The sequence below is a fragment of the Bacillus sp. CCNWLW194 genome, assembly GCF_037120585.1.
Lineage (GTDB): Bacteria > Bacillota > Bacilli > Bacillales > Bacillaceae_G > Bacillus_A > Bacillus_A basilensis.
The window spans coordinates 89,250-102,092 of record NZ_JBBBBL010000008.1; the positions used below are offsets into that span (position 1 = coordinate 89,250).

Consider the following 12,843-nt stretch of genomic DNA (forward strand, 5'->3'; position numbering starts at 1 on the left):
TTGGAGTAATGTACTTTTTACACTTATTAAGATGCAGGTTTTGTCTCAAATGTTGCTTGATTAAAACTAATAACCTTTCCTTTCGGGTCATTATTTTCATACTGAACTGCAGTAATTGTATGACTACCTGTTTCAAGCGTCTTTTCTTTTAATTGTACTGTTGTCTGTGTTGTACTAGTTACTTGATGCTTATCTGCAAATACTTGATCTACAAATACGAATGTTTCTTTATCATTTTGAAAATTAGAAAGCTCTAATTCAACGTGTTGAATTAAAGTATCCTTTTTAATGAATACAGTTGGTATATTACCATTCTCAGAAGTACCATCTGGAGTAATAACTTTCACTTTTCCTTCTCCAACTGGCACTGCTCCTTCAGGAAATACAACTATATTCTCATTACTTGCGTTTACAACTTGTTCTTCCGGCTTTGATTGTGTACCCTCTTTTTCCTTTGGAGCACCACAACCAACTAATAACAATACAGACAATCCAGTGATTATGAATTTTTTCAAAATTCATCCCCCCTGTCATTTCATTATAATTTATTATACAAAAATAACTTTTAAATTTTAAGACTACTTTTAACACTTTCATGAACAAATAGAATCTTGCTCACGATTAATGTATCATACTTTCCTTAATAGAACATTAATTTTTTTTATGAAATAAATAGTAATTCCCTCTTATCTATCATTTTAACCTAACAGATTAATTACATACCTGTCCAAAATAAAAAGACATTGTTTATTCAATGTCTTTTTATTTTAGGCTTTAAAAAACAAACGTTGTAATCTCATCTACTTCTTTTCTTGGAAGTTTCTTCGGTTTATCCTTCGGAAAACCGAGTGAAATAACCATATTTATTTGTTTTTCAGACTCAATTTGTAAATATTGTCGTAGTTCATCTTGAGCTAATAATACAGGTCCTGTCATTGGGCAAGTACCAAGCCCCTTCGCATGTGCAGCCAACATTAAGTTTTGTGCCGCTAAACAGCTACTCTTAATTCCTTCTTCTTCCCAAACTGAATTTGGAACAAAAGCAATTGGATCAAATATCTTTTCACGAAACTTTGATTCATATGGCGTTGCCAAACATACGATTAATACTGGTGCCTCCGAGAAAGCTGTTGCATATGGTCCGAAAGAACGTGTAAGTAATTTCCCTGCTTTCTCTTCTCCGTTTTCTGCAGCTTTTGCCGCAAGTTTATGTAATGCATCCCATGTCATTTGTTCAATTTCTTTAATTTTTTCTCGATTCATAATGACCAAGAACTCCCAAGTTTGTGAGTTCGTATCACTCGGTGCATAACGAGCACAATCAATAATTTCTTTTATATCACTAGCGGATATTTCTTGTTCTGTGAACTTTCTAACACTTCGTCTACCGTGAATTACTTCTTTAAAATCTTCATAATTCATACATTAAATCCCCTTTTTACAGCGTTTTCAAATCTTGTCCTATGCTTGAATTATATCATGAAAAAAAGCTGGAGGAATACCAGCTTTTTTTCATGATATTAGTTCGTAACTTTAAACAAACTAATACTTTCTTCATATGCAACTTGGAGTCTCTTTGTAATTGGCCCTCTTTCGCCGTTTCCGAACTGCTCGTCACCAATTTGAACGACTGGGAATATTTCAAGTGGTGTCGCTGTGAAGAAGCACTCATCGGCCTCATATACTTCTTGAAGTGAAAATTCTCTTTCTTCTACTTCAATATGTAACTCTTTCGCTAATGTAATAACGTAGTGACGTGTAATGCCGTGTAGAATGAAATTGTCAGCCGGATGTGTAATCAATTTATTATTTTTCACCATAAAGAAATTTGAATGACACCCTTCCGTTACAATTCCATCTCGTACTAATATCGCTTCTTGATAGCCTTGTTCATTTATTTTATTTTTAATCATGATATTAGGAAGAAGATTTAATGATTTTATATGGCAAAACTTCCATCTTATATCTTCTTCTACTGTTACCTTGATTCCCGCTTCCATTGAAGCAACTGGTCTTGGAAACGAAACAAGATTTGCAAAATATGTCGGTTGTAAGTCTGACTCATATACATGATTACGTGGTTGAGCCCCTCTTGATATTTGCAAATATACATTCCCATCTTCTTGAAATTGATTTTTTTCAATCATTTGATGTAACTCTTCCACCAACTCTTCCTTCGTAAACGGTGGAATTAATTTTATTTCTTCCATAGAATGAAAGAATCGTTCCAAATGTAAATCTAATAGATGTGGTTTCCCATCATATAGTCTAAATACCTCGTATATACCGTCACCAAATTGAAAGCCTCTCTCCTCTAATGGAATCATCGGTTGTTCTTCCTTCGTATTTACAATTCTCCCGTTAAACAAAATCCAATCTTTATGAGTAGCTTTCATTTATTCCCACTCCTTTATTCCATGATTGTTTTAATTGTACAACTTATCCACACTCAAAAGAAGGAATTTTCTGTATTTTTATAAATAAAAAAGTACATCACCCATTTAAAGTGATGCACTCGATTATTCATTTACTTCAGAAAATATTTTTCAATATCATCTAACATAAGGTTTGCAGCTACAATACCACCTGCTGTATTCCAAATCACTTCATCTACTTGGAATACTTTATTATCTTTAGAAGCCTGTAACTGCTTAAATAGTGGATCTTCTGTCCATTCTTTCGCTAACGTGTTTCCTTCATTATTTTTATCCGCATCTTTATCCGATGTGAAATAGAATAAATAGTCCCCGTCCATATTTGGAATTTGCTCTTTTGTAATTCCTTTAATTGCAAATTCATCTTTATCTTGTAATGGTGGCCGTTTAAATCCAATATCATTTAATACAACGCCTGAGAATGAATTTTTTTGATATATACGAACATCACCAGGGACGAAGCGAATAATTGAAACTTTAGAATTAATTTTATCGCCTAATTGTTCTTTTATTCCTGCAATACGCTTTTTATAATCATTAAGAGCATTTTGTCCTTCTTTTTCTTTATTTACAGCTTTTGTATAAAGTGTAAAGTTTTCTTTCCAATCACCGCGTAATGTTTCAGCATATACTGTTGGCGCGATTTCTTTTAACTGCTCGTATATTTTTTCGTGACGCATTTTATTTCCGATAATTAAATCCGGCTGAAGCTTCATTACTGCTTCTAAATTAATGTCACGCTCAGTTCCTACTACTTTCGTATTTTTTAACTCTTTCGCTACATGAGGATACCATTTATCGCCAGCTCTTGGTTTTGTCGTTCCAACTGGTGTTACTCCAACAGTTAAAAGTGCCTCAGCGCCCTCATTTGTTAAAACAACAACTCTTTTTGGCGTACCATTTACTGTCGTTTCGCCCATTGCATGCTTTATCGTATATGAATCTTTTGCTTTAGCTGATGTATCATTTTCTTTCTTTTCTTCTTTACTACACCCTGCGATTATGATTGTTAGTAGCATAATGCAAAATATAAGCATATTTTTAGTGCGTATCATAAGTCCTCCTAGTTGAAATTGATTATCATTTACTTTTTAAAGAGTAATGTATATCTCATACATTGTCAATAGATATATCAGAAAACTTTTTCAATATATAATTTAGACCTCATTTTTATTCAAAATATTTTGCACTTATTTACTGCTCATATTATTTAACCGTAACATGTGAAAAATAAGTGGACATAAGAAAGTAATTGTCATTCCAGTCAATACATAACGTAAATAATACATATCAGGTATTACTTTTTTAATAGGAGCTGTACCATTAACAAGATACTAAGACCCAATACTGTTTTTGACACTTGTATTTTTAAATTATTAGTTTCATTCATTTTAATAAAATGATTTTCTAGCATGATACCAATTGTAGAACCTGTCAAAACTCCTAGCAATTTAAAATTATCTATTTGGTCCGTCAAAAAATACATAATAAGTGAAACTACCAATACAATTCGTTGTAACAATATAAATTTCCTATCACTTAATTCCACTGTTACTTTCGTATATAAATAAACAACTATGACACTAATTAAAACGGCACCTATTATATCACTGAGCCAATGTACACGTAAATATAGACGAGAAGTAGCAATAAATATAATAAAAATAATTCCAATGATCCAAATGATTCTCTTTTTACATAAAATCATGAATGAGCCCCAAAATGTTGTCGCTAACTGGACGTGCGTACTTGGAAAAGAATAACTTGCGACTGATTTTTCATATAAAGCTTGAATTCCGTCATATGTATACGGTCTTGGGATTTTCATAAATTCTTTTGCCATTATCCCTATATATCCAGAGAAACAAAGCATAACAATCATATGAAATGCTTTTCTTTTAGAAACGCACCAATATAAAATCGAAATTACAACTAAATACAACGTTTCATTTGCAATACTGGATATAAGTTTAAAAAATGTTGTAAGTACACTTTCTTCCAGACTGGTCATCCATTCAAGAAATAACATATCAATATTATACATAAAAAACGATACCTCCAAAAAAAATCCTTTTACTATTTGTCAGCACTTAATATAAACTAGTTGATTAACATTTCAAATTTATACACCCATTTACGTTACAGATTAAGAATACATAGTACCACATACTAAAAACAGATAATATGTTATATCCTCTAATCATTTTTATAAATTTTAATGAAATTTTGAGCTTTATATACAAAGCCATTACAATTACAAATAAAAAAACCGCCTTATGTAAGGCGGTTTCTATCATTTTTCTTTAACCAATTTAAAATAAATATATACGATTGATAGTGAATATAACGCATGCAAAATAAAAGAAATAAAAGGGCTATTCCAGTGGTACTATACAGCAAACCGAACTTTAAAAAAATATTTAAAAGCGGCGGAAAGTTCGTTATGTTTTGTAATGTAATAAGCATACAAAATAAAAGGAAAAACACAGGCGCATATTGTAATTCATACGGCTTTCTCTTCTTATTCATTCTTTTTCGAATAAACATATGGCTTAGCTCTGCCGCTAAAAAACACACTCCAATTAATACAAGTCCAGAAGTCATCGTCATACATCCACCTGCCTTATATTTATCCTGCATAAGTACTCATCGTTATATTTTCTTCACATATATTCCATCTTCCTCATTAAAACCAAAGCTCTCAATGAAAGATTTTGCTTGTTCTGTTAATTCCGTTTGTAATACCTTTATCTCTTTCACATTTCTTTCTTTCATCATCGTTTCAAATGTAAAATACGTATTTGTTCCATAACCGTAACTTTGATAATCAAAGTGAATAATTAGCTGAGATAGAATCGCACTCTCCTCTTGAACACGATAATCTATTACACCAATATATGTATCATCGACTTTCACACAATACTGTACTTCTTTCTCACTTAAACTATGTGAGCGAAACATTTCTTTAACAACGCTTTCATTTTCTACAGTAACTTTCTCAAACGTAATCATGTGTTGTCCATCCTTTTACTATTATTGTATCAATAATGCGTCCTATTTATGAAAAAAACCTTAAGACCATATGCGATCTTAAGGTTTTTCTAATTAAACTAAGCTATACGCACGTTTCGTTTCTTCGTGGAACTTATTCGTATCGTATTTATGCTCAACATAAATTTGGTGCCATACCATAAACGCAAGTACAGTCCAAATTTTACGGCTATAATCGCCTTTATCTGCACAATGTGCTTCCAGTAAGTTTAATACATACTGTTTGTCGATTAAATGCTCTGTTTTACTCTCGTTTATAATATTGATAGCCCAATCATGCATTTCGTCTTTTAACCAGTGACGAATTGGTACTGGGAATCCAAGTTTCTTACGATCTAATACGTGATCTGGAACGATTCCGCGTGCTGCTTCACGTAAAATAGCTTTCGTAGTTCCGTTAGCAATCTTTAATTCAGTTGGAATTTTAGATGCAACATCGAATACTTCTTTATCTAAGAACGGTACACGAAGTTCTAATGAGTTTGCCATTGTCATTTTATCAGCTTTTAATAAAATGTCACCGCGTAACCATGTGAACATGTCAATGTACTGCATTTTGCTTACATCATCATAATCTTTAATTTCGTTATACAATGGTTTCGTGATATCCATATAGTTAACACTTTCATTGTAATACTTCATTAATTCCGCTTTCTCTTCTTCACGGAAGATTTTCGCGTTTCCATAGTAACGCTCTTCAATTGGCGTACATCCACGCTCTAGGAAGCTCTTTCCTTTAAAGCCTTCTTTCAGAGCACCACTTAATGCTTTTAGGACGCTCTTTCCTGGGCTAGGAATGTAAGAGAACATTTTTAGTGAGTTTGGCTCACGATAAATGTTATATCCACCAAATAGCTCGTCTGCACCTTCACCCGAAAGAACAACTGTTACATGCTTACGTGCTTCTTTTGCAACGAAGTACAATGGTACAGCTGCTGGATCTGCTAAAGGATCATCCATATGCCAAATGATTTTTGGGAACTCATCCATAAACTCTTTCGCTGAAATGAATACGTTATGGTTTTTAACGCCTAATTTCTCAGCAGTTTCTTTCGCAACATCAACTTCACTGAAACCACGTTGCTCAAAACCAACAGAGAATGTCAATAGGTTCGGATTCATTTCTCTTGCAATAGAAGCGATAATAGATGAATCGATACCACCAGATAAGAATGAACCTACTGGTACATCACTACGCATATGCACTTTTACAGAATCATATAGCACATCACGAATCGCTTGGATATGCTCCTCTTTCGTTGCACTTGAAGCATTGAAATAAGGTTTCCAGTAGCGATGGATTTCCATCTCTTTACCGATTTCTTTTACGAAATAATGACCAGGCTCGATTTTGTTAACATCAATTGTTAATGTTTCTGGCTCTGGACCATATTGGTACGTAAAGTAATGTTGCAGTGACGTTGGATTAACGCCTTTATCTTCCATCACATGCATAATACTTTTCTTCTCAGATGCGAAGAATGTAGTATCACCCTGTTGTGCGATGTATAAAGGTTTAATACCGAAGTGATCACGTGCACCGAAAAGTTTCTTCTCTTCACGATCCCAAATCATAAATGCAAACATACCACGAAGATAGTCTACACATTTTTCTTTCATATGTGCATACAATGCAATGATAACTTCTGTATCAGATTGCGTTGCAAACGTTGCACCTTTTTCAAGTAACATTTCACGTAATTCTACATAGTTGTAAATTTCACCATTAAAAATAATTACATATCGATCATTTTCATAAGTTAGCGGCTGATGTCCTGCCTCTAAGTCAATGATACTTAAACGGCGGAAGCCAAATTGTACATGTTCATCACGAAAATATCCTTCGTCATCTGGACCGCGGTGGAAAATCATCGTGTTCATATTTTCAAATTGATGTTTTTCTGCTTCTGAAAACTCTCTAGGGTTTTCACATAAACATCCTACAAAACCACACATACTTCTTACCCTCTTTCAGTTTTCATTCTGTCTCTATACTACTATATCAACCCTATTTATACTAGCATAATCAACTGAATATGGCGACCAAAAACTATAAAAAAATCACTCCATTTCACATTTTTAACAATTTTTTATGAAAACATGAAAACTAGGCACTCACCTTTCTCCGCTTTTGTCATATGATATTGCAAATTGATTTCTAGGAGGGAATACCATGAGTGAAGAAAAAAAAGACTCTTCTCGCCCACCGGTTCGCAATTATTTAAAGCAAATTGATGATTTCTTCGAGCAAACACCACTTCGTAATGTAATCGCTGATTTAAATCATTTTTTCCAAAAAGGAAACCGTTTATTAACATTCCCTGTAGATTTATATGAAGTTGGTGAAGAACTCGTTGTTACAGCTGAACTACCAGGTATACAAAAAGAACAAATTCAAATTGAAATACAAAGTGAATACTTAAAAGTCTCTGTAAAAGAAGAGATACTAGAAGAAGCTGAAGAAGAAACATCTCATAACTATTATCGCCGGGAACGCTCCATTTCAGAAGCATCAAGATTGATTAAATTACCGTACTCCATTAATAAAAAAGCAGCGAAAGCTTCGTATCAAAATGGCGTATTAGAAATTCGAGCACCAAAACTTCCACAGCAACATGATATTTTATCCATAGACTAAGGTAAAAAAAGAAGGGTGCTTTGCACCCTTCTTTTTAATCCACTAATCGCTTCATATCACGTATAATGTCTTCGTACGGCGTATTACTAATGCCACTATACTTTTTCATTACTTTTCCGTTTTGATCAATTAAATAAAATGACGTACCATGTATCACTTGACCATTTTCAGGTTTATCTACAAGTGATTGGAAATTATCTTTTGAAAACTTTGTAATATCTTCTAACGAATAGCCCGTTAATAAATTCCAGTTACTAGTATCCTCTGTAAACTTTTGAATGAAAGCCTTCAAATTCTCCGGCTTATCAAGGTCTGGATCTACACTAAACGAAACAAACTGAACGTCTAATTTCTCTTCTTTTGCCATCTTTTGCAGTTTTGCCATATTAGCAGTCATTGGCGGACAAACTGTTTGACAGTTTGTGAACATAAAATCTGCAACCCAAACTTTCCCTTTTAAATCTTTTGTGCCAAATGGCTTTCCATCTTGATTTGTAAATTGGAAAGTTTCTAAATCCCAATTCAATGGTTTACGAAGCTTTGAACCTGATCCACTACATCCAGCAAGTACAAAGAGACAAAATACAACCATAAGACCAATTACTTTTTGATAACGCTTCATTTATAAACCTCTTTTCTCTATCCTAAATTTAAATAGGTTATGTTTATCATAACAAAAGTTAACACTACGAGAAAATTGTTTACTACATTTGTTCACGAAATCGTACGAATTTACGTATGTTACTTCTTTATTTCAAGCGAATTACTAGACAAAATATATTTTTTCACTATTATTTCTCTACATAGAAGTTGCAAAACTAATTTTATTGGTGCTTTTGTAAATACCTACCCCTATTTTTTTACAATTACTTAAACATTCATCCATGTTATACACTGTATTCCTTAACAACATTTCGGTACAATACAATTACAACGATTTTAAATGAGGTGATGTTCATGGCAAAGCGCTATGAAAATATGGATAATGTTAGCACAAAAAAATCAATTCGCTCTTTTTTACGCTGGCGTAAAGAACGAAAGCAAAACAAAAAAGATTTTTCTTTCTTAGTAGAACAATCACCCGTTAAACAAAGTGCATTTTTGCAAAGTAATGTTGAAAAAACGACTGTCACATGGATTGGGCATTCCACTTTCCTTATCCAAACGAATGGACTTAATATATTAACGGATCCAGTATGGGCCAATAAATTAAAGCTAGTTCCAAGACTTACAGAACCTGGACTTTCTATAAAAGAACTACCTAAAATTGATATTGTCCTTCTTTCACATGGTCATTATGATCATTTAGATTTTTCAACACTTCGCCAACTTAACGATGACGTATTATACTTAGTACCCATTGGGCTAAAAAAATTATTTACTCGTAAAAAATTCAACAATGTAGAAGAGTATAAATGGTGGGAAAGTACGACTATTGATGACGTTTCCTTTCACTTCGTCCCTGCTCAACACTGGACGAGAAGATCATTATTTGATATGAATACTTCTCACTGGGGTGGCTGGATTATTAAGAATGACAATATGGAGGAAACCATTTATTTTTGTGGAGACAGTGGCTATTTCCAAGGTTTCAAAGAAATTGGTAAACGCTTTTCCATTGATATTGCTCTTATGCCAATTGGTGCTTATGAACCAGAATGGTTTATGAAAGTATCTCATGTTTCACCTGAAGAGGCAGTGCAAGCTTATTTAGATTTAAACGCTACGCATTTTATTCCAATGCATTACGGAGCTTTTGCACTCGCCGATGAAACACCCCGCGAAGCAATAACTAGACTTCGAAATAATTGGAATTTGCGTATGTTACCGTGGGAGCAACTGCATGTACTCTTCTTAGGTCAAACTTTCACTTATAATAGCGTAACAAATGATACGCAAGTGAATGAAAAAATTGAAACGTTACATGTATAACTGAGCTACTTATTTTCTATAACTAACATATAATATAGAAAATTATAAAGGGTGCTTTCTATGAATAAATATTTACAGACACGCTATATCATTAGCGGTAGTGCCTGTATAGCCCTACTTATTTCTTACTTTCTATTTACATAAAAAAGCTACTTGAAATATATTTTCAAGTAGCTTTTTTATTACTCTGCTAAATACATAAATCCGATTGCACCCGGACCTGTATGAGTACTAATAATAGGCGTTGTATAGAAAATTTCTGATTGAGCAAACCCACTCACTTTTTCAACCGCCTCTTTTACACTTTCAGCTAAAGGAATTGCTTTCGCATGTGGAATTGCTACAGCTTTTACAACTTTTCCAGCTGTATCTTCCTCAAATAACTTAGCTAACGTTTTTACAATTTGGCCTTGGCTACGCACTTTCGTTACAGGGTTATAAACACCATCTTCAAGGCTAGCAATTGGCTTTATATTAAGCAGTGAACCGATAAATGCTTTTCCTTTACCGATACGCCCACCCTTCACTAAGTTCTCCAATGTATTTACTACTACATATAAACGAGTATTCTTTCTCACTTCATCTACACGTTTTAAAATTTCTTCTAGTGAGCGTCCTTCATTTGCCATTTTCGCAGCTTCAATTACTTGATATGCTAAAGCATGTGTAATAAATTGCGAATCAACAACTGTTACTTTTGTATCAGTCATTGATGCAGCACTATTTGCAGTTGCCACAGTACCACTCATTCCACTTGTCATATGAATGGAAAGTACTTCACTTCCATCTTCACCTAGCTTGTCATACATTTCTACAAATGTACCCATTGCTGGTTGTGATGTTTTTGGTAGTTCCTCTGATTTAAGCATTTCTTCAATAAATTCATCCGGTTGTAGATCTACGCGATCTAAATATGTTTGTCCATTTACAGAGATTGATAATGGTAGAACATGAATGTCATACTTATCAATTACCTCTTGTGATAAATCTGCCGTTGAATCTGTTACAATTTTAATTTTTTGCATATTATATTCTTCCCTTTCCAATACGCTCTCCCTGTTATTATACTAGTATTCCCATTGCTTTCAACAATTTGGAACGAAATTTCATCAAATTAATTATATTTTTATATCTAAATCGAAAAAGACAGAGTTTCTAACCCTGTCTCTACTCTATATCATGCATTTTTTTCAAGAGTATTTGTTTTATATACATTTAAATAATCATTCCACTTCAAACAATTTTGTAAATATTCACGGAAAGAATACGAAAATCTTGGGTGCTTTTGTTTTTGAATTTTTGCAATAAATAATTGAAGACGAGACTGAATTAGAAACGATAATGGATGCTGCGCCTGTAGGACAGGGATTTCAAATATTTTAATACAATCCCCTGTTGAATGAGTGAAATAAAAACTTTTCGTAATCACAATATCAATCCTCTTTTTCATTGGATTTTGAACTTTCTCTACTTTACGCTGTAACACGTGTTTAAAGTGGAGACTCCTATGAATACAACAGTATCCTTAGACAGTCCCTTTAATCCTTATAGTTTGAAGATTTATCCTCTATTCATCTCCACCTAATCCATCCCCCATCCTAAATATCCGTTAAGACAGGAATCTCATTATCCGTAAATTACTTAATACATTCAGTATAAACTTATAAAAGCGCAAAGTTTGTCTAAATTTTGGAGATTCTATAATTTTTTTCTTCTATATATTGTATACGTTTATAGCTAGAGTATAACAAATAAATAAAAAAAGTGCCTTTATAACGAGGCACTTTTCGACTGAATTTCTTCTCTTTTCTTTTTGCGCTTAGTAACAATCTTTGATAGAGCGATACTAATTTCATAAATACAAATAAGTGGGACAGCTACTAAACTGTGTGATAAAAAATCAGGAGGTGATATACACGATGCAATGATAATCAATGCTACGTATGCATACCTTCTTATTTTTATGAGAAATTCCGCCGTCAACAATCCAATACTTGTTAAAAACATTACAACTACAGGTAATTCAAAAATTACAGCAAATGGAACTGTTAAATTAAGAACAAAATGAAAATACTTTTCTGTCGTAAACATCGTATTAAACATTTCGTTACCTATCGTAGTTAAAAAATGAAATAAAAACGGCATTACAACGAAATATCCAAAACATAAACCAGCAATAAATAATATGGACAATACTGGTATATACATCAATGTCATCTTTTGTTCATTTGGATGTAAACCCGGTTTTACAAATAACCAAATTTGTATAGCAGCAAAAGGAATTGTACAAACGATAGCAAATACTGTAGCAATCGAGAAAAAAATCCACAATACATCACTCGGTCCCAGAACTGTTAACTTCATCGGCAAGTCTTTTACGAGCCAAAAATATATATCCTTCGTAAAAGTAAATCCAATAATTAAAAATAGTACAAATGATAAGACTGTATATATTACTCGTTTACGAAGCTCAACAATGTGTTCTACTACGCTCATTTCTTGATCTTCCATCTCGTTCACCACACTTTATTTATCCATTACAAGGAAAATCCATTACATTTTCTCCTTCTTTTCCTTCTCTTGAAATGCGTCATCTGTCAATTCTTTCGTTGATTTTTTAAACTCTTTTAACGTTTCCCCTAAAGCCTTTCCGATCTCCGGCAATTTTTTAGGCCCAAATAAAATGAGTACAGCTACTAAAATTAAAATTAACCCTGGAAAGCCAATATTTGAAAACATTTCTCCATCCCCTTTATTAGTAGATTCCTTGTCCTACTATTACATAAT

General features: G+C 33.1%; 14 protein-coding genes and 1 pseudogene. 2 read left to right on the top strand and 13 right to left on the bottom strand.

Annotation, left to right across the window (positions count from 1 at the left end):
• Positions 1-26: 26 nt before the first annotated feature.
• The 8 genes and pseudogenes from V7S50_RS18890 to asnB all read right to left on the bottom strand — a co-directional run bounded on the left by V7S50_RS18890 (position 27) and on the right by asnB (position 7,442).
• Complete coding sequence (locus tag V7S50_RS18890) at positions 27-515, bottom strand: hypothetical protein (protein WP_242251835.1); 489 nt, start codon at positions 513-515, stop codon at positions 27-29.
• 259 nt (positions 516-774) lie between these two features.
• Positions 775-1,422 (bottom strand): nitroreductase family protein, encoded by a 648-nt coding sequence (locus V7S50_RS18895; protein WP_242251834.1) that lies wholly within the window; start codon positions 1,420-1,422, stop codon positions 775-777.
• A gap of 98 nt (positions 1,423-1,520) precedes the next feature.
• A complete protein-coding gene (gene dat, locus V7S50_RS18900; RefSeq protein WP_242251833.1) occupies positions 1,521-2,396 on the bottom strand; it encodes a D-amino-acid transaminase in 876 nt (291 codons plus the stop codon).
• A 131-nt stretch (positions 2,397-2,527) separates the two neighbouring features.
• Complete coding sequence (locus V7S50_RS18905; protein WP_242251832.1) at positions 2,528-3,490, bottom strand: ABC transporter substrate-binding protein; 963 nt, start codon at positions 3,488-3,490, stop codon at positions 2,528-2,530.
• Between the two features lie 135 nt (positions 3,491-3,625).
• Positions 3,626-4,479 (bottom strand): annotated as a pseudogene (locus V7S50_RS18910) (phosphatase PAP2 family protein).
• Between the two features lie 230 nt (positions 4,480-4,709).
• Entirely contained in the window at positions 4,710-5,039 is a 330-nt protein-coding gene (locus tag V7S50_RS18915; protein ID WP_242251928.1) for a hypothetical protein, read from the bottom strand.
• 48 nt (positions 5,040-5,087) lie between these two features.
• Complete coding sequence (locus V7S50_RS18920; RefSeq protein ID WP_063223315.1) at positions 5,088-5,447, bottom strand: GNAT family N-acetyltransferase; 360 nt, start codon at positions 5,445-5,447, stop codon at positions 5,088-5,090.
• Between the two features lie 93 nt (positions 5,448-5,540).
• A complete protein-coding gene (gene asnB, locus V7S50_RS18925) occupies positions 5,541-7,442 on the bottom strand; it encodes an asparagine synthase (glutamine-hydrolyzing) (RefSeq protein ID WP_063223314.1) in 1,902 nt (633 codons plus the stop codon).
• 217 nt (positions 7,443-7,659) lie between these two features.
• Between asnB and V7S50_RS18930 the strand changes: the two genes are divergently transcribed.
• A complete protein-coding gene (locus tag V7S50_RS18930; RefSeq protein ID WP_001288083.1) occupies positions 7,660-8,124 on the top strand; it encodes an Hsp20/alpha crystallin family protein in 465 nt (154 codons plus the stop codon).
• Between the two features lie 34 nt (positions 8,125-8,158).
• Here the strand turns inward: V7S50_RS18930 and V7S50_RS18935 are convergent, their stop codons facing one another.
• Positions 8,159-8,746 carry an SCO family protein gene (locus V7S50_RS18935; protein ID WP_098556191.1) on the bottom strand — a complete coding sequence of 196 codons (588 nt, stop codon included), beginning with the start codon at positions 8,744-8,746 and terminating at the stop codon, positions 8,159-8,161.
• Between the two features lie 335 nt (positions 8,747-9,081).
• Between V7S50_RS18935 and V7S50_RS18940 the strand changes: the two genes are divergently transcribed.
• Positions 9,082-10,056, top strand: coding sequence for an MBL fold metallo-hydrolase (locus tag V7S50_RS18940; protein WP_242251831.1), 975 nt, complete (start codon positions 9,082-9,084; stop codon positions 10,054-10,056).
• Positions 10,057-10,238: 182 nt separating this feature from the next.
• Here V7S50_RS18940 and V7S50_RS18945 read toward each other — a convergent pair whose 3' ends face one another.
• The 4 genes from V7S50_RS18945 to V7S50_RS18960 form a co-directional block, all read right to left on the bottom strand.
• Complete coding sequence (locus V7S50_RS18945) at positions 10,239-11,081, bottom strand: DegV family protein (protein ID WP_063223332.1); 843 nt, start codon at positions 11,079-11,081, stop codon at positions 10,239-10,241.
• Between the two features lie 152 nt (positions 11,082-11,233).
• Positions 11,234-11,485, bottom strand: coding sequence for a DUF2535 family protein (locus V7S50_RS18950; RefSeq protein ID WP_000629012.1), 252 nt, complete (start codon positions 11,483-11,485; stop codon positions 11,234-11,236).
• Positions 11,486-11,826: 341 nt separating this feature from the next.
• On the bottom strand, positions 11,827-12,567 hold the full coding sequence (tatC, locus tag V7S50_RS18955) for a twin-arginine translocase subunit TatC (RefSeq protein ID WP_063223311.1): 741 nt from the start codon (positions 12,565-12,567) through the stop codon (positions 11,827-11,829).
• Positions 12,568-12,609: 42 nt separating this feature from the next.
• Positions 12,610-12,795 carry a twin-arginine translocase TatA/TatE family subunit gene (locus tag V7S50_RS18960; RefSeq protein WP_000492443.1) on the bottom strand — a complete coding sequence of 62 codons (186 nt, stop codon included), beginning with the start codon at positions 12,793-12,795 and terminating at the stop codon, positions 12,610-12,612.
• Positions 12,796-12,843 lie beyond the last annotated feature (48 nt).

What these genes read in the sequence shown, in the direction of transcription:
- V7S50_RS18930 (WP_001288083.1), top strand. Translation starts at nt 7,660, where the DNA reads ATGAGTGAAGAAAAAAAAGACTCTTCTCGCCCACCGGTTCGCAATTAT.
- V7S50_RS18895 (WP_242251834.1), bottom strand. Translation starts at nt 1,422, where the DNA reads ATGAATTATGAAGATTTTAAAGAAGTAATTCACGGTAGACGAAGTGTT.
- V7S50_RS18935 (WP_098556191.1), bottom strand. Translation starts at nt 8,746, where the DNA reads ATGAAGCGTTATCAAAAAGTAATTGGTCTTATGGTTGTATTTTGTCTC.
- V7S50_RS18960 (WP_000492443.1), bottom strand. Translation starts at nt 12,795, where the DNA reads ATGTTTTCAAATATTGGCTTTCCAGGGTTAATTTTAATTTTAGTAGCT.
- tatC (WP_063223311.1), bottom strand. Translation starts at nt 12,567, where the DNA reads ATGGAAGATCAAGAAATGAGCGTAGTAGAACACATTGTTGAGCTTCGT.
- V7S50_RS18905 (WP_242251832.1), bottom strand. Translation starts at nt 3,490, where the DNA reads ATGATACGCACTAAAAATATGCTTATATTTTGCATTATGCTACTAACA.
- dat (WP_242251833.1), bottom strand. Translation starts at nt 2,396, where the DNA reads ATGAAAGCTACTCATAAAGATTGGATTTTGTTTAACGGGAGAATTGTA.
- V7S50_RS18920 (WP_063223315.1), bottom strand. Translation starts at nt 5,447, where the DNA reads ATGATTACGTTTGAGAAAGTTACTGTAGAAAATGAAAGCGTTGTTAAA.
- V7S50_RS18915 (WP_242251928.1), bottom strand. Translation starts at nt 5,039, where the DNA reads ATGACTTCTGGACTTGTATTAATTGGAGTGTGTTTTTTAGCGGCAGAG.
- V7S50_RS18940 (WP_242251831.1), top strand. Translation starts at nt 9,082, where the DNA reads ATGGCAAAGCGCTATGAAAATATGGATAATGTTAGCACAAAAAAATCA.
- asnB (WP_063223314.1), bottom strand. Translation starts at nt 7,442, where the DNA reads ATGTGTGGTTTTGTAGGATGTTTATGTGAAAACCCTAGAGAGTTTTCA.
- V7S50_RS18945 (WP_063223332.1), bottom strand. Translation starts at nt 11,081, where the DNA reads ATGCAAAAAATTAAAATTGTAACAGATTCAACGGCAGATTTATCACAA.